This is a genomic window from Streptomyces sparsogenes subsp. cuspidosporus, assembly GCF_039532705.1.
Taxonomy (GTDB): Bacteria; Actinomycetota; Actinomycetes; order Streptomycetales; family Streptomycetaceae; genus Streptomyces; species Streptomyces sparsogenes.
Genome location: NZ_BAAASD010000020.1, coordinates 1 through 16433, shown reverse-complemented (window position 1 = coordinate 16433; position 16433 = coordinate 1). Strand labels below are relative to the sequence as shown.

Sequence of the window (16433 nt, the reverse complement as noted above, 5' to 3'; positions counted from 1 at the left end):
CGCGCCGGGGTGCGGGTGCCTGGGCCTGCGTGCCCTGGTGGGGAGGTTTACGACCCGTCTTTACGACCCGTCGGGGACGATGTCGTCGAGCAGCCCGCCGTGGCCGTCTCCGGTGACCCACCGCCGGGCCACCCGCCCGGTGTCGGGCCGCTCCTCCTCCCGCGCCTCGCGGGCGTACCCGGCGATCCGGCGCAGGGCCCCGGTGCAGTAGATGTCGGCCAGGTCCTGCGCCTCGGTGTCGTGTTCCCCGGCGCGCCGGGCGGCCCGCGCGAGGACCAGGCTCGCGGCCATGGCCTCGGTGGCCCAGCGGGCGACCGCGATCAGCGTGTGCTCCTGCGCGAACAGCGCCTCGTCGTCCGGGTAGGTCTCGGCCAGCCGGGCGCAGCAGTCGCGGAACTCCTCCACGGCCTGGTGCAGTCGGTCCAGGTGGCGCTGGTTGCGCGGGGTGAGCGCGGCGGCCAGCCGCTGCCGCGCCCCGGCGGCCTGCCGGGCCCCCTCGCCGTCGTCGAGGGCGTCCGCGCGGTGGTAGGAGAAGATCGCCAGCTTGGAGAGCCAGTAGTCCAGCTGGAAGTCCACGCCGCCGGAGATCCGCAGGTTGCGGGCGTCGCGGAAGGAGCGCTCCAGGGGTACGGGCGGGGCGCCGCGCCGGGCCTTGCTGGCCGCCGTCTCATAGCCCTCCGCGGCGTAGAGCGACATGGTGCGGTCCACGACGCCCCAGCACAGCAGGGAGCACAGGTTCTTGGCCACGGCCTGCTCGAAGAGCGGGTTGAGGCCGGCGTCCTCGCACAGCAGGCTCCACTCGGCGACGGCCTCGAGCGCGAAGGTGTCGGCGAGGGACTGGCCGATGAGGTGCTGGATCTCCTCGTACTCGGCCAGCGGGACACCGTCCACGCGGCGCCGCACCGCGAATTCGCGGGACCACTGCAGGCACAGCTTGGAGATGGCCAGGGACGGCGCGGCGATGAGGTACATCCGGCCCAGGATCGCCAGCCCGCCGGCCTGGGCGGTGATCCGTACGTCGTGGGCGCTGGGCTTCTCCACGAAGACGTGGTCCCGGGGCACGCGCACCCGGTCGAGGGTGAACCCCCCGTTGGGGAAGCCCTTGATGCCCATGAACTCGTGCTCGGCCGACCGCCGCACCCCGGGCGCGTCCGGGTCGACGACCACGAGCCGGCGTATCTCCCGGCCGTCCTCCTGGACGGTGGCGACCACCCCGAGCAGTTCCGCGAAGGGCGCGTTGCCGCTGAATACCTTCTCGCCGCTGACGAGGTAGGCGTGCCCGTCCTCGGTGGGAACCGCGACGGTCTCCCGCCGGTGATTGGCCGCGCCGGAGGGTTCCGTATCGGCGAAGCTGGATATCAGCCCGCGCGCGACCCGCTCGGTGAGCATGTCGCGTAACGGGCCTTCGGGAAGAAGCCGGAGCAGCGGGGCGAAGCCGATGGAATTCTGTACCGCGACCACCAGGCCGAGCGGAAGCGACCAGCTGGAAATGGCCTGAACGACGCGAAAGGTATTGAGATCGGACAGTTCGAGGCCGCCGACCTCCCGTGGGCTCTGGAGTTTCACGTAACTGCTCTCCCGCAGCCGTTTGACGGCTTCCCGGGGCAGTTCCCCCGTTTTCTCCACAAGGGCGGGGTCGACCAAGCCACGGGCGAACTCCTTGGCATCCGCGACAAGCGCGTCGCCCTGTTTGCGGTCGCTCTCCGGCTGCGCCGGAAACGGATGCACGAGGTCCAGTCGGAGCGCGCCGCGGAGGATCTCCTCCAGGAAGCTGGTTCTTCCCGGCACGTTCATGGCGTTGAGCGGACGAGACATGAGGCATCCCTTCTGGCAAAAGGCATGATCAAGCCATCGCGCGGGCGCGCGCTCGGCGACGGATCACAAGGAAGAGGAAAGGGGGAAACGGATCGCAGAACCGGACAGGGGTGCGCGTCGGGAACCGGAGCGGGTGGGCGAAGCTCAGCCCGGTGCTCCCCCACGTGCCGGACTTCGGAAATCACCCACACCCTCGTACGGCCGGGTGCCCGAGGTCAACACCTCGGGGGTGGCAGCCAAATGCCAGATTCTCTCCAACGCCCCTCATCAGGCGGTGTTTTTCGACCACGGCCCGGCGTGACTCTCTTCATGGATTGCCCGGGGCGGGGGTGGGGTAATGTGCGGCAAGCAGGAGCCGCCGACGCCTCTCGGGAAGGAACGCGCATGACCTTCGACTCGCGAAACGGCGCTCTGCCACCCGCATTCCTGTCCCGCGAGACCTCCTCGTTCATGGATTTCCTCAGCGCGCAGGCTCCTCATCTGCTGCCCGCCGGGCGTCATCTGCCGCCCGCGCGGGGCGACTTCCAGGCGCCCCACGGCACGACCGTCATCGCGGCGACCTATGCGGACGGCGTGCTGGTGGCCGGCGACCGGCGCGTCACCTCGGGCAATCTCATCGCGCACCGTGAATACGACAAGGTGTTCCCGGCCGATGAACACTCCGCCGTCGCCATCGCTGGCACCGCGGGCCTGGCGGTGGAACTCGTCAGGCTCCTGCAACTGGAACTCCAGCACCACGAGAAAATAGAAGGCACGCCCCTGTCCCTGGACGGCAAAGCCAATCGGCTCACCAAGATGGTCCGGGACAATCTCGGCATGGCGATGCAGGGCATGGCGGTGGTTCCGCTCTTCGCCGGCTATGACCTGAACAAGGGCCGGGGCCGCGTCTTCTCCTATGACGTCACCGGCAACCGCTCGGAGGAGTCGGGCTTCGCCACCACCGGCTCGGGCTCGGTCCACGCCCGCGGCTCGCTGAAGAAGCTCTACCGGGAGGGCATGCCGGAGGGCGACATCGTCACCGCCGTCGTCCAGGCGCTGTACGACGCGGCGGACGAGGACTCGGCCACGGGCGGCCCCGACCTGACCCGGCGGCTGTTCCCCCTCGTCGCCCTCGTCACCGAGGACGGGTACCGGCGGCTTGGCCAGGAGGAGGTCGCCGCGGTCGCGCGGGCCGTCGTCGAAGGGCGTCACACGGCGCCCGACGGGCCGCGGGCACCGGTTCTCTAGAGCACCCCGCCCACGCACACCACCCCCACCCCTCCACCGAGCCTCCCGAGGAGAGATGACCATGTCCGGGGTCAACCGCCGTCAACTGCTGCGGGGCGCCACCGTCGCCGCGTCCGGGGTCGTCGGGGGCTTATCCCTCCAGACCCCCGCCGGCGCCGCCGAGGGCACCGGGCGGGCGGACTGCGCGCCCCCGCTCGGCCCGGTCAAGGCCGGCCCCGACGATTCGCGCTACACGTATCTGGTGCGGCGCGGCCAGAAGCGCTGGGTGGGCACCCCGGACCAGGTGTGGGTCGTCGGCTCGACCGAGCAGGTGGTGGCCGCGGTCCAGGAGGCGGTGGACTCCGGCCGGCGGGTGGCGGTGCGCAGTGGCGGACACTGCGCGGAGGGGTGGGTGGACGACCCGGCCGTGCGGGTGCTCATCGACATGTCCGGGATGACGCAGGTCGGGTACGACCCGGCGCGGCGCGCCTTCGCGGTGGAGCCCGGCGCCACCCTGGGCGAGGTCTACCGGCGGCTGGTGCTCGGCTGGGGGGTGACGATCCCGGCCGGGTGGTGTCCCGGTGTCGGGGCGGGCGGCCACATCTGCGGGGGCGGCTACGGTGTGCTGTCCCGGGCCATGGGGCTGGTGGTGGACCACCTCTACGCGGTCGAGGTGGTGGTGGTCGACGCGGACGGCAGGGCGCGGGCGGTGGTGGCCACGCGTGAGGCGTCCGACCCCAACCGCGAGCTGTGGTGGGGCCACACCGGGGGCGGCGGTGGGAACTTCGGCGTGGTGACCCGCTATTGGCTGCGCACACCGGGCGCGGAGGGCACCGACCCGGGGCAGTTGCTGCCGCGGGCGCCCAAGAGCGCGATCGCCTTCTCCGCCCAGTGGCCGTGGCAGGCCCTGGACCTGGACAAGACCAAGTTCACCCGGCTGATCCGCAACCACATGGACTGGTGCGAGCGCAACAGCGCGGTCGGCGCCCCCGCCACCCGGCTGTACGCCGACCTGACGGTGGGCCGCAAGGCCAACGACCTCAACCTGGCCAGCGGGCAGGTGTTCGGAGCCGACGCCGCCGACCTGCTGGAGGACTATCTGGGCGCCGTCGGCGCCGGGGTGGGCGCCCCGGTCAACGTGGTGAAGACCGAGCAGCCGTGGCTGGCGGCGGCGCTGGGCGGCCCGAACTCCGACAGCTACCGGCTCAAGATCAAGTCGGGCTATCTGCGCAAGGGCTTCTCCGACGCCCAGCTCTCCGCGATCTACGAGAACCTGACCCGCGAGCAGGACCCGACCCTGCTCTTCGGCTCGGTGGGCATCGCCAGCTACGGCGGGCGGATCGGCGCGGTGGCCCCCGACGCCACCGCCTTCCCGCACCGGGACGCGGTGATGCGCGTCCAGTACACGGCGGCGTGGGCCGCCGCCGACCGGGACGCCGCCCAGGTCGACTGGTTGCGCAGGCTGTACCGCGAGTTCTACGCCGACACCCACGGGGTGCCGGACCCGAAGGACGGCGCCTACATCAACTACCCGGACGACGACCTGGCCGACCCCGCCGTGAACACCTCGGGCGTCCCCTGGTCCACGCTGTATTTCAAGGACAACTACCCGAGGCTGCGGAAGGTCAAGGCCGCCTGGGACCCGAAGAACATCTTCAGCCACACTCTGGGCATCGAGCCTCCGAAGGCCGCCCCATGACCGGGCGCTGACCGGCCGCCGCGCGCCCGCCGTTTCACTGGGTCAGATGCAGCGGGTGTGACGTGCGACCGGAGGCCGCGTCGATCTCGCCGTGTGCCTTGTCGAGCAGTTTCGTCGCCAGTTCGTTGAGCGCCCGGGCGCCCGCGATCTCCTCGCCGACCCGCGGCTGGTTGGAGTCGGCGGGGGCCCGGCTGGCGGAGCCGTGGCCCCGTACCTCGCTCCCGTCGGCGAGCCGGACCAGGGCGGCGGCGCGGGTGTGGCGGCTGTCCTCGTCAAACTCCAATTCGACATGCCAACCCACGGTGGACTGTGGCATGACGATCACCTCCGGACTGTGCCTGCGCGTATCCACTCCCAGCGTGCATCCATTCCCCGTGCCCGCACCACCTGGCCCGGTACGCCGCGGCCCGTAGGCCCTTGCGTGACGCGCACACCCCGCGTGACGACGGCGGCGGGGCGTCGCGCGATCAGGCGGCGGAGATCAGGTGGCGATCACCCACCCGGCACGACCCCGCCGACGCGAGGACACGCGAATCCCGAGGCCGCGGCGGGGGCGCGGCGTGCGGGCATTGCGCGCTCGGTCAACGATTCTGCACCCGGTGTCAATGCCTGACGGCCCGGTCTGCGGCAGACTCGACGCGCCCCTTCGTCCCCTGACCCACCCTGGAGGGACTGCGCGGTGCGGATCGTCTACGCCGACGGCGAGACCGAGCGGGAGATGGAACTGCGCGTCGGCCGGCCGAACGCCACGCTGGCCGATCTCGCCGCGGCCCTGGACATCCCCGCGAGCGGCCTGAGCGTCGACGGGCGGACGGCCCCGCCGGAGACGGGGCTGGCCGAGTCCGGTCTCGCCCATGGATCGCGGGTGGCCCGCGCCGGCTGGGGCTCCGCCGGCGCGCCACGCGTGGCGGCGGCCGTGCTGCGGGTGGTCGGCGGGCTGGAGGCCGGGCGGAGCATTCCGCTGCGGGTGGGCAGGACGGTCATCGGCCGGGGCGCCGAGGCGGATGTGCGGGTCGTGGCCACGGGGGTGTCGCGGCTGCACGCCGCGCTTGAGGTGTCAGCCGACGGGCAGGCGCACATCACCGACCTCGGCTCGGCCAACGGCACCGACGTGTCCGGCGAACGGATCTCCAAGGCCGCCCGGGTCCAGCCGGACGACCTGGTCTCGCTGGGCGGCGAGGTGCTGCTGCGCGTCCTGCCGCCGGACCGCCTCGGCCCCGTGCAGCGGGTCAACCCCGTCCGCGAGGTGGGGCCCGGCGGCACTCTGCCGTTCAACCGCGCGCCGCGCGGCGGCAGGCCGGCCGAGCCGCCGCGGCTCGCCGCCCCCTCGCCGCCGCCGCGCGCCAACAAGGCCCCGTTCTCCATCTCCAGCATGCTCGGCCCGCTCGTCCTCGCCGGGGTGATCGTCGCCCTCACCCACGACGTCCGCTACGCGGCCATCGCGGCGCTCACCCCCCTGATGTTCGTGGGCAACTTCGCCGAGGAGCGCCTGCGGGGCCGGGTCGGCTTCCGGCGCGGGATGCGGGACCACGCCGCCCGGGTCGAACAGTTCGAGGAGACCGTGGCCGCGCGCCACGCGTCCGAGATCCGTCACCGCCGGGCCGCCCACCCCGACCCCGCGGAGGTGGTCCACCGGGCGACCGCGCCGGGGGTCGCCCTGTGGGAGCGGCGCCCCGGCGCGCCGGACTTCCTCAAGGCGGTGGTGGGCACCGCCGATCTCCCCTGGGCCCCGCCCCTGGACACCGACTCCGCGGGGCCCGCCCCGGAGGTGGCGGACATCCTGGCGGCACGGTGTGTGCTGCCGCAGGTGCCGGTGGTGGTCGGGGTGTCCGCGGGCGAGGCGGTGGGGTTCGAGGGGGACCGGCGGGCGGCCCTCGCCGTCGCCCGCTCCCTGCTGTGCCAGGCGGTGGTGGGCAGCGGGCCGGCGGATGTGACGCTCGCGGTGTTCGTGGACCCGGAGCGGCTGGCCGACTGGGACTGGACGAAGTGGCTGCCGCACGGCGCGGATCCGCAGTCGGGGACCACACGGCTGGTGGCGGCCGGACCGGAGCAGGCGGACACGCTGGCCCGCGCCCTGCGCGCCGCCGCGCCCAGGCGTACGGAGGACAACGCCGGACCGGTGCTGCTGGTGGTCGTGGACGGCGCCACCCTGCTGGAGGGCCGGCCCTGCCCGCTGCGGGACCTGCTCGCCGACCGGACCCTGCGCTGCGGCGCCCTGGTGCTCACCACCCGGCTGCCCGCCCTGTGCACCTCGGTGGTCACCGCCGCGTCCGACGGCCGGGGGCGGGTGCGCGATGTGGCCTCCGACGAGGTGGTGCCGGACGTGCTGCTGAACGGCATGCCGGACACCGGGGCGCGTGCCACCGCCCGGGCGCTGGCCCGTTTCGAGGACCCGGAGCTGCGGGTGGAGGGCGCCGGGCTGCCGGACCGTATCTCCCTGCTGCCGCTGCTGGACCTGGCCGCCGTCTCGGGGGCCGAGGTCGGCGAGCGGTGGCGCAGGCGCGTCCCCGACCTGCGGGTGCGGGCCGTGCTCGGGGTCAGCGAGCGGGATCTGTTCACCGTGGACCTGGACGACGACGGGCCGCACGCGCTGATCGCCGGGACCACCGGTTCCGGCAAGAGCGAGCTGCTGCGCACCCTCATCGCGAGCATGGCCACCGACGCCGACCCCGAGCACCTGACCTTCGCGCTGGTGGACTACAAGGGCGGCGGCGCCCTGGACGAGTGCGCCGAATTCCCGCACACCGTCGGCCTGGTCACCGACCTCGACGAACAGCTCAGCGAGCGCGCCCTGCGCTGTCTGGACGCCGAGCTGCGCCACCGCGAGCGCCTGCTGCGCGAGGTGGGCCTCGGCCACATACGCGACTACCAGCGGATGCGCGACACCGCCCGCCCCGACATGGAGCCGATGCCCCGGCTCGCCGTGGTGATCGACGAGTTCGCCACCCTGGTCAAGGCGCTGCCGGACTTCGTCGACTCGCTGGTGAGCATCGCCCAGCGCGGCCGCACCCTCGGCGTCCACCTGATCATGGCCACCCAACGGCCCGCCGGCTCGGTCAACGACGCCATCAAGAACAACGTCAAACTGCGCATCGCCCTGCGCCTGGAGTCCACCGGGGACTCGCAGGACGTCATCGACAACCCGGCGGCGGCCGGGATCGGCACCCGCCAGTGGGGCCGCGCCTACTACCGGCTCAGCGCCCGGGAGGTGCTGCCCGTGCAGACCGCGCTGTCCACCGGCGTCACCCCCAAGGCCGCGGTGACCGCCCCGGTGACCCTCGCCCCGTTCGTCCTGGGCATGCCGGTGCTGACCGCGGCCACCGACGGCACGGAGGGCGAGACCGATCTGCGGCGGCTGGTCATGGCCGCGCGGCACGCCGCCGACCTGGCCGGATTCGCCGCGCCCCGGCGGCCCTGGCCCGATCCGCTGCCCGACGTCGTCCACCGCGCGGATCTTCCCCCGGTCGCCGACCAGGGCCTGCACACCGAGGCCGCCGGGCTGCCCGCCTGGGCGCTCGCCGACGACCCCGACCGCCAGCGGCAGTACCCCGTCGGCTGGGACCCGGCCGCCGGAAACCTGCTGATCTACGGGGGCGGCGGCTCGGGCACCTCCACCGCGCTGGCCGCGCTCGCCCTGGCCACGGCCGGCTCCAGTCCACCCGACCGGCTCCACCTCTTCGCCCTCGACCTGGGCGCGGGCGACCTGGCCCCGCTGGCCGCCCTCCCGCACACCGGCGCCCACATCGGGTCGGCCGAGCGGGAGCGCCAAGTGCGGCTGATCAAGCTGCTGCGCCGGGAGCTCGACGAGCGCAAGGCCCGCGGGCCCGCGGGAGCTCCCGACTGGCTGGTGCTGCTGGACAACCTCGGGGCCCTCCTGTCGGACCTCGACAAGGACGTGGCGGGCATGAACCTGATCGACGAGCTCGCCCGGGTCTACGCCGACGGCCCGGCCGTCGGCATCCGCTTCGCGGTCAGCGCCGACCGCTCGGGCGCCGTGCCGTCGGCCTGGTCCGCCCTGACCCAGACCAAGCTGCTGCTGCGGCTGGCGGACCCCGGCGAGTACGGATACTTCGACGTGCCGCGGGGCGCGGTCCCCGCCCCCGTACCCGGTCGGGCGGTCGTGGCCGCCAACCGGCAGGTGATCCAGATCGGCTGGCCGGGCGAGGACCTGACGGCGGCCGTCGCCGAGACCGCCGCCCGCTGGGCCGGGGCCGCACGCTCCGCGCCGGAGGTCGGGCTGCTGCCCACCGAGGTCCCGGCCACCGCCCTCACCGCCCCGGCCCGGACCGCCGCGGACCCCTGGTGGCTCCCCGTCGGCCTGGACTCCGACACCCTCGGCTGCGCCGGACTCCGGCTGTACGAGCGCGAGCACGCGCTGATCGCCGGGCCCCAGCGGTCCGGCCGCAGCACGGCGCTGTGCACCGTCGCCCGCCTCGTGGCGGCCTCCGCCGACGCCCCGCCCGCGCTCGTCGGCTTCGCCCCCCGCCGCTCCCCGCTGCGGGACCTGCCCGGGCTGACCGCGCTGGCCACCACGTACGACGACCTGGAGCAGGCCCTCCTGGCCCTCCCCCTCGACCGGTCCGCGCTGCTGCTGGCCGACGACGCCGACACGGTCGACGACGAGCGCGGCCTCCTCGAACAGTGGCTCTCCTCCCCCGCCGCCGGCCACCATCTGATCGCCGCGGGCCGCGCCGACGCCCTGCGCCGCGCCTACGGCCACTGGACCCAACGCGCCCGCGACAGCCGCTGCGGCGTCCTCCTGTCCCCCGACCACGACCTCGACGGCGACCTCCTGGGCACCGAACTGCCCCGCTACGACCGCATGGAGCCGCTGCCGGGGCGGGGCTACCTCGTGGTGGACGGGATCGCGACGGGGGTGCAGGTCGCCAACTGACCCACGGGCGTGTGCATATGCCGCATTGCACGGAAGGCACATGGACTGTGCGCCCGAGGTCAATGACACGGCGCACCCCCGAGCGGAGAATTCTCGCGTGAACCACACAGGGGGAACCGACTGATGCCACCGAAGTACGACTTCGCCGTCGCCGCTCGGCTCAGTCAGCAGCTTTCCCAGCTCGTCGAGAAACTGGACTGGTTCATCTGGCTGCGCAACGGCCAGCGTCACACCCTCTTCGGCAGTCCGCACAGCGACAACTGGCAGGGCGCGAAACGCGATCGCTTCGAAACCGACTTCCAGCGCCAGCAGAAGGCGCTCACCGCGCTCAAGGAAGCGGCCCTCAGATACCAGTCGCAGGTGAACAGCGCGACCACCGCGGCGCGCGCTGCCGAAAAGGCCGAGAAGACCAAGCATTAGGTGCAAGGCGACATGACCACCGTCTCCGCGATTCCCGAGTACCTCGCCAGGTACTCCGATGTGTGCACCCAGGGTGCCGAGCAGCTCCAGACCTGGGTGCGCAACGTGCTGACGCCGTCTCTCATGGCATATGAGAACGGCGGTGGGCCCTGCGTCGCCGAGGCCATTGACGCGAATGTCGCCAGGCAGGTGGCGGCCGCGTATGACACCGACCGGGACGTGAGGACCGTCGGCCAGGCGTTCCTGCGCGCAGGAGGTGTGCTCGTACGGAGGCCGAACCAGCCGATCCGTGCCCACGAGAAAACCGTCGACGCGACCTTCGAGAAACTGCGGACCGAGGCCCTGCACCAGGCACGGATCAACGCCGGGGCCGCACTCGCCAAGCGCCTGATGGACGCCCAGCCGGTCAAGGTCTCCGGCATCGTCAGGGAACTCGCCGAGCACGGCAACGACCCGTACTTCAGCGCGGGGTTCTACAACAACCTGGACGAGCGGCACATCGAGACCGCCATGGCGCTCGGGGGCATTCCGGCACTCGTGAGCGCCTATTCGAGCGGCGTGCTGGACAAGAAGGTCTGCGACAGCGTCAACACTCGGCTCGCCCGGCCCGTCCCCACCGTCCGCTTCGCCGTGAACCTGGAAGACCACTACCTGACCGCGGCCCAGAAGACGCAGTTCCTCGACAGCGTCGCGGCCAACCCGGTGGCGGCCCGTAACTTCGCGAGCTCCCTGAGTCAGGGTCAATTGCGGGATCTCTTCGAGGGACCGATGTCGAAGGACCCGCTGTGGCGGGGCAAACTGGTCGGCGTCCTCTCCTCCGGCATACCGACATGGCCGGGCGGCGCGCAGCCTCCCAGCGACTCCACGGATCTCTCCTACGAGCTCTGGTTCGCGGGCCACCTTCCGTACCCGTCCGTGGACCCCGACGGCAGCACATACTCCCGGGAGCAGGACGCCGTCCTGAGCTGGGTGGAGCTGAACCGGGACATCATCCTGCGGGAAGCGAAGCGGCGGAACATCGACCCGAAAGCCATCGTGGCCGCCATCGCATGGGAAGGGATCGTGAACAACTGGCAGCCCTTTCCCTCACCGATTCCCCCCAATGTGCCGCCGCCCTTCGGCCGGCACGCGATCGGACCGGGCAAGGTCCATATCGACACCTCGGTCGTCAAACAGATCGAGGAACGCGGATACCTCCCCCGCAGGGGGCTGTTCGAGCGTGAGGCGATCCTGGCCACGCCGAAAGGCTCGATCGAGTACATCGCGGCGATCATGGGCGCCATGGCCGATGTCACGGACCGGGACGGCAAGCACGGGAGCATCCGCAACAGGCCCGACATTCTCTCGGACCTGTTCCAGGGACGAGACTTGGAGGACTGGGAAAAGCGCCTGAGCGAAAAGCCGCCGGGCGAACCGTTCAGGCCCGGAAACGACATGGGCAAGTGGACCGCGCGGAACGGGAGCTTCCTGAACGACGCCCTGCGCTTGTGGGACGGGCAGCAGCCCACGCAGCCGCCTCCGGTACGCGTGCCCGGCACCAGCCCGAGACCTCCACTGTGGTGACCCGCCGCGGGCGCCACTCCCCAAGACACCCCCGCCGGAGATCAGTCATCTGATCGACGGCCCGAGAAACAGCCGACATCACAGGAGAAAGATCATCATGGCAGGCACCGTAAAGGTCGACGACGCCGCACACGCCGCGAGCCGCAAGTTCCTCAGCATCATCGACGGCGGCTTCCAGCAGTCCATCAGCCAGCTCTCCGCCGCCGGGAACATCCTGAGCGACCAGAGCCACTGGGACGGCAAGCACGCCGCCGAGTTCCGCTCCGCCTGGAGCGGCGCCCAGGCGGACCTGAACAAGATCAAGCAGTCCCTGGACGAGTTCCAGAGGAAGTTCGACGCGGTTCTGAAGAACATCTCCCAGGCCGGCGGCAACGGCTGAGCCGGACCCGGGAGCGCCACAGCAGGAACTCCGTGAGGAAACCCCATGTCTGACAGGGATCCGGCCCACCCCTGGACCGGAGAGCTGAACACCTCCGATCTCGAACGCCTCGGCGCGGAGCCGCTGCGGCGGTCGGATCCGGTGGCGATCGGGCCGTACCGGGTGCTCGCGCGCCTGGGTGGCGGCGGGATGGGCCGGCTGTACCTCGGGCGGGAAGCGGGCGTGGACGCGGAGGGGGCGGCCACGTACGGGGCCCGGGCGCTGGTGGCCGTCAAGGTCATCCGGCCGGAGCACGCCGAGGACCCGAGGTTCCGGCGCCGGTTCGAGCGCGAGGTGGAGGTCGTACGGAGGGTCCACGGGAAGTACACCGCCGGGCTGCTCGGTTCGGGCTTCGACGAGGAGGAGCGCCTGTGGATGGCGACCGCCTACGTCCCGGGGCCGAGCCTCGACGACGCGGTGCGCCGCTTCGGGCCGCTGCCCGCGCCGGTGGTGTGGCGGCTGGCGGGGGAGATCGGGGAGGCCCTCGCCACGCTCGCCGCCGCGGGGATCGTCCACCGCGATCTCAAGCCGTCCAATGTGCTGCTGGGCGCGGACGGGGCGCGGGTCATCGACTTCGGGGTGGCCCACACCACCGACGCGAGCGTGCTCACCATGACCGGCCAGCACGTGGGCACCCCGGCGTTCATGTCCCCCGAGCAGGCGGACGGCCGGGAGGCGGGCACCGCGTCGGACGTCTTCTCGCTGGGCTCGGTGCTGGCACACGCCACGACCGGCAGAACACCGTTCGGCGAGGGGTCCACGGCCGATGTCATCCATCGCGTGGTCTACTCACCGCCGAGCGAAGACGTGCTGGCCAGGGTGGCGGAGTCCGACCAGGCCCTCGCGGAGCTGATCGGCCGGTGCCTGGACAAGGACGCGGCGGGGCGGCCGAGTCCGCAGGAGGTCGTGGACGCGGCCCGGCGGCACACGCCGGCGCCGGAGTGGCCCGCGGCCCTCGCGGAGCTGATCCGTGCCCGCTCCGAGTGGAGCGGGCACGCCGCCGCGGTGTCGCCCATGGACCAGCTGACGATCCTGCGCCGCGGCGCGCCGGAGCGCACGCTGAAGCCGGCGGAGCGCAAGAGCCGCCGTGGTCTGGTGCTGGCGGCGGCCGCGGCGGTCGTGGCGGTGACCGTCGGCGTGGTGGCCTTCGCCGTCCCGGGCATGGGCTCCTCCGACGACGGCAGGAAGAACGTGGCCGCGACCGCGTCCAAGCCCGCGCAGCACCCACACGCCTCGAAGTCCCCCGTGGCGAAGCACTCGCCGAAGCCGTCGCCGGAAACGACGTCGGCCTCCGCCGACCCCGTGACCCCCCCGGCCGCCGGCGGCGGTGGCGGCGACGGTGGCGACGGTAACAGCGGGGACGGGGACGGAGGCGGCGGCAACGGCGGCGGAGGCGGAGGCGGAGGCGGAGGCGGAGGCTCCGCGGAGACCCAGCCCCCCGCCAGCCCGAACCCCCCGGCCGGCAGCGCCACGGCCGCCCCGGACCCTCCCCAGCAGACGCAGCCTCCGCCCAGGACCTCACCGCCGAAGCCGTGGAAGTCCTGCCGCTACTACTCCGGTATCGCGCTCACCCAGTACGGCGACAAGGGCAACCGCGTCCGCCAGGTGCAGTGCATCCTCAAGGCCCGCAAGTACGACATCGGCCCCGGCGGCGTGGACGGGCAGTTCGGCCCCGACACGCGGGCGGCGGTCAAGCTGTTCCAGCGCTATCACCACCTCCACGTGGACGGCATCGTGGGAGAGGACACCTGGCCGGCGCTCCGCGCCTGACCGCAAACGCCATGGCCGGGCCGGCGGTCCCACGCCGGCCCGGCCTCGGCACCACCGGCGACCGCTACCGGGCCCCCGCGGGCACTCCCTCGCGCCTCCGGTATTCGCCGGGCGTGATCCCGTACTCCTTCTTGAAGGCGCGGTTGAACACGGCCGCGTCATGGAAGCCCCAGCGCGCCCGGATCACGGCCATGCTCTGCCCGGCGAGGCACGGGTCGGTCAGATCGGCCCGACAGCGCTCCAGCCGCCGCTGCCGGACGAACCCACCGACCGTCTGCCCGTCCTGCCGGAACAGATGGTGCAGATAGCGGACCGAGATGTGGTGCGCCGCGGCGATCGCCTTCGGCGACAGGTCGGGGTCGCCGAGATGGCGTTCGACGTACGACCTGATCTCGCCCAGGAGCACCATCCGGCGCGGCTGCGGTGCCGCGTCGTCCCGCGGGTCGGTGACGCTGCTGAGGAAGGCCACCGCCAGGTCGACCGCGGCGCGCCCCAGCCAGGCCGCCTGCCGGGTCTCCACCGTCGCGGCCGGCCCTGCCAGCCCCTCCAGGAACCGTGCGAGGAGGGCCGCCGGGCCCGCCTCCGAGGGCACCGGCCGCGCCACCAGGCCGCGCAGCGCCTGGTGCGGCACCGACAGTGCGGTCCCCGGCAGGTGCAGGACCAGCGCCCGGGGCGGCCGGGCCCGGTCGGCCGCCACCGGGGCGAACGGCTCGCCGGGGTCCCACAGCACCAAGTGGCCGGGGTCGAGGCGGGTGGCGCCTGGGGCTGGGCCCAGCGTCAGCGGCCCGTCGGAGACCAGGACCAGCCGCCACGTCTGCGGATCGCCGCTCCGGGCGGATCTCCGGGCCCCCGGCGTCGCGGGCGCGGGTGGAACGGGCGCAGCGAAGGGAGTGCGCGGAGCGGATGGAATGGGCGCAGCGGATGGAATGGGCGGAGCGGGACAGCGCAGGACGGTCAGCCGTACGGACCCCAGCTCCAGCTCGGCGCGCGGCGACGCCCCACCGCGGTCGCCCGTCGCGAAGGTCGTCGCGAAGGCCGCTGAGAAGGCCGTCGACTCTCGTGAGCACAGAAGCGATGGCAATGTAATGGTGTTACCTCTCCCCGTATTTCTCCCCCGCGGGGGAAGCGGGCCCGGGGCTCCGGCCGCATCGGCCCCGTCACCCGACCGACGAGTCTGCCGGGGCGGGCGCGGACATGTCCTTAGCACTCAGCGCCAGCCGCTTGGCGCTGGACGCCAATCGCGCCGCTCCCCCGGCTACCGCCGGGAGGTGCCCTGGGCGAGGTGCCGGAAGTCCTTGGGCGGCATCCCGTAGGCCGCGCGGAAGGCGCGGGTGAAGTCGGCCGGCCGGGGGAAGCCCCACCGGGCGGCGATCGCGTGGACGGGCCGGGTACGCAGCCCCGGGTCGGCCAGGTCGCGGCGGGCCCGTTCCAGCCGCTGCCGGCGGATGTAGGCGGAGACCGTGGTGTCCTGGCGGTGGAAGAGGCGGTGCAGGGAGCGGACGGAGATGTGGTGGGCCGCCGCGATCCGCCCGGGTGTCAGTTCCGGGTCGGTCAGATGCTGGTGGATGTAGCGGTGGACGCGCATGGCGAGGGCGTGCTGGAAGGTCTCGGGCGGCTCCTGATCAGCGAGCAGGTGGGCGAGCAGGGCGCCGGCCAACTCCAGCGCGACGACGCCCAGTCGCGCGGAGTCCGAGGATCCGTAGGACGTGGTGTCGGTGGCCAGGCCGGTGAGGAAGTCGATGAACAGGGCGCCCATCCCGGATCGCCCCGGCACCCTCAGGGCGGACCGCTCGTCGGCGAGGCCGGCGGGCCGCCGCAGCAGCGCCCGCGGGATCAGCATCTCCGCGGCCGAGACCGTGCCGCCTTCCGCGCCCAGGAGGCCCCGGTACGGGTGCGAGCTGCCGATCATCACCAGTTCGCCCTGTCCGACCAGGGTCTCCCGGTCGTCCTGGACGACCCCCATGTGCCCGCGCAGGGGCACCGAGAGGTAGTAGATCTCGGGGTCGGACCTGCGGATCAGCGCCGGGGTCCGGGCGGAGTCCAGGGGCGGGCAGGAGAACGTCGTGACCTGGAGGACACCGAGGTCAAGCAGGCGCATGGTGCCATGGAAGTCGGCCGTGTGGTCCGTACGGATCTCGTGGGGCGAATGGCTCTCGAACGCCAGGTCGCGCCACCTCTCGAACCGGTCCTCCACGGGCAGTTCCTCGCCCCGGAACACTGTCTCGATCACTGCTGGTCTCCCCCTTGTTCTGTTGGTCCCGACCGTCCTGACGGCTGACGGCCCGGCCTCACTCATAGTGAGTCTGGACGGCGAACGGGCGCCCTGAACAGAGCCGGTACTCTCATCCGGAATGCCGTGGTCCTGGTACGGGGGTGTAGGCGCATGGGGCTCGGAGATTTCGTTCCGGATGGTGTCGAGGACTGGGTCGAGGACCGGGTCGAGGATGTCGGTGGGGCGATCGACGACGCGGGGGACTGGACGGCGGACCGGCTGGATGACGTCGGCTGGGAGAGCGGTGCGGACTGGGTCCGGGACAAGTCCGACTCGGCGGCGAACGCGCTGGGGGCGGCCGTCGATGAGATGCAGCTGGGGGAGAGTGAGGATCCAAAGAAGCTGATCCATGGCAGTCCGTCCAAGCTGCGGTCGA

Annotated in this window: 12 protein-coding genes; 8 read left to right on the top strand and 4 right to left on the bottom strand. The window is 72.6% G+C overall.

The window, feature by feature from the left end:
- Window positions 1–60: 60 nt before the first annotated feature.
- On the bottom strand, window positions 61–1815 hold the full coding sequence (locus tag ABFY07_RS22985; protein WP_346176302.1) for an acyl-CoA dehydrogenase family protein: 1755 nt from the start codon (window positions 1813–1815) through the stop codon (window positions 61–63).
- 384 nt (window positions 1816–2199) lie between these two features.
- Here ABFY07_RS22985 and prcB point away from each other — a divergent pair, with 384 nt between their 5' ends.
- Both prcB and ABFY07_RS22975 read left to right on the top strand, forming a co-directional pair.
- A complete protein-coding gene (gene prcB / locus ABFY07_RS22980) occupies window positions 2200–3042 on the top strand; it encodes a proteasome subunit beta (protein WP_346176301.1) in 843 nt (280 codons plus the stop codon).
- A gap of 61 nt (window positions 3043–3103) precedes the next feature.
- On the top strand, window positions 3104–4720 hold the full coding sequence (locus ABFY07_RS22975; protein WP_346176300.1) for an FAD-binding oxidoreductase: 1617 nt from the start codon (window positions 3104–3106) through the stop codon (window positions 4718–4720).
- Between the two features lie 34 nt (window positions 4721–4754).
- On the opposite strand, the gene ABFY07_RS22970 is transcribed toward ABFY07_RS22975, so the two are convergent.
- Entirely contained in the window at window positions 4755–5036 is a 282-nt protein-coding gene (locus ABFY07_RS22970) for a DUF1876 domain-containing protein (protein WP_346176299.1), read from the bottom strand.
- Between the two features lie 363 nt (window positions 5037–5399).
- On the opposite strand from ABFY07_RS22970, the gene ABFY07_RS22965 reads away from it, so the two are divergent.
- From ABFY07_RS22965 to ABFY07_RS22945, 5 genes are all read left to right on the top strand, one after another.
- A complete protein-coding gene (locus ABFY07_RS22965) occupies window positions 5400–9614 on the top strand; it encodes an FtsK/SpoIIIE domain-containing protein (RefSeq protein ID WP_346176298.1) in 4215 nt (1404 codons plus the stop codon).
- Window positions 9615–9737: 123 nt separating this feature from the next.
- Window positions 9738–10034, top strand: coding sequence for a hypothetical protein (locus ABFY07_RS22960; RefSeq protein ID WP_346176297.1), 297 nt, complete (start codon window positions 9738–9740; stop codon window positions 10032–10034).
- A 12-nt stretch (window positions 10035–10046) separates the two neighbouring features.
- The gene (locus ABFY07_RS22955) at window positions 10047–11597 is read left to right on the top strand and encodes a hypothetical protein (protein ID WP_346176296.1); all 1551 of its coding nucleotides are present in this window, start codon (window positions 10047–10049) and stop codon (window positions 11595–11597) included.
- A gap of 97 nt (window positions 11598–11694) precedes the next feature.
- A complete protein-coding gene (locus tag ABFY07_RS22950) occupies window positions 11695–11976 on the top strand; it encodes a hypothetical protein (protein ID WP_065966382.1) in 282 nt (93 codons plus the stop codon).
- 45 nt (window positions 11977–12021) lie between these two features.
- Entirely contained in the window at window positions 12022–13785 is a 1764-nt protein-coding gene (locus ABFY07_RS22945; RefSeq protein ID WP_346176295.1) for a protein kinase domain-containing protein, read from the top strand.
- A 64-nt stretch (window positions 13786–13849) separates the two neighbouring features.
- Here ABFY07_RS22945 and ABFY07_RS22940 read toward each other — a convergent pair whose 3' ends face one another.
- Window positions 13850–14515, bottom strand: coding sequence for a helix-turn-helix domain-containing protein (locus ABFY07_RS22940; protein ID WP_346176364.1), 666 nt, complete (start codon window positions 14513–14515; stop codon window positions 13850–13852).
- A 525-nt stretch (window positions 14516–15040) separates the two neighbouring features.
- Complete coding sequence (locus ABFY07_RS22935) at window positions 15041–16015, bottom strand: AraC-like ligand-binding domain-containing protein (protein ID WP_346176294.1); 975 nt, start codon at window positions 16013–16015, stop codon at window positions 15041–15043.
- A gap of 153 nt (window positions 16016–16168) precedes the next feature.
- On the opposite strand from ABFY07_RS22935, the gene ABFY07_RS22930 reads away from it, so the two are divergent.
- The coding region (locus ABFY07_RS22930) for a putative T7SS-secreted protein (protein ID WP_346176293.1) at window positions 16169–16433 on the top strand (265 nt) is incomplete at its 3' end.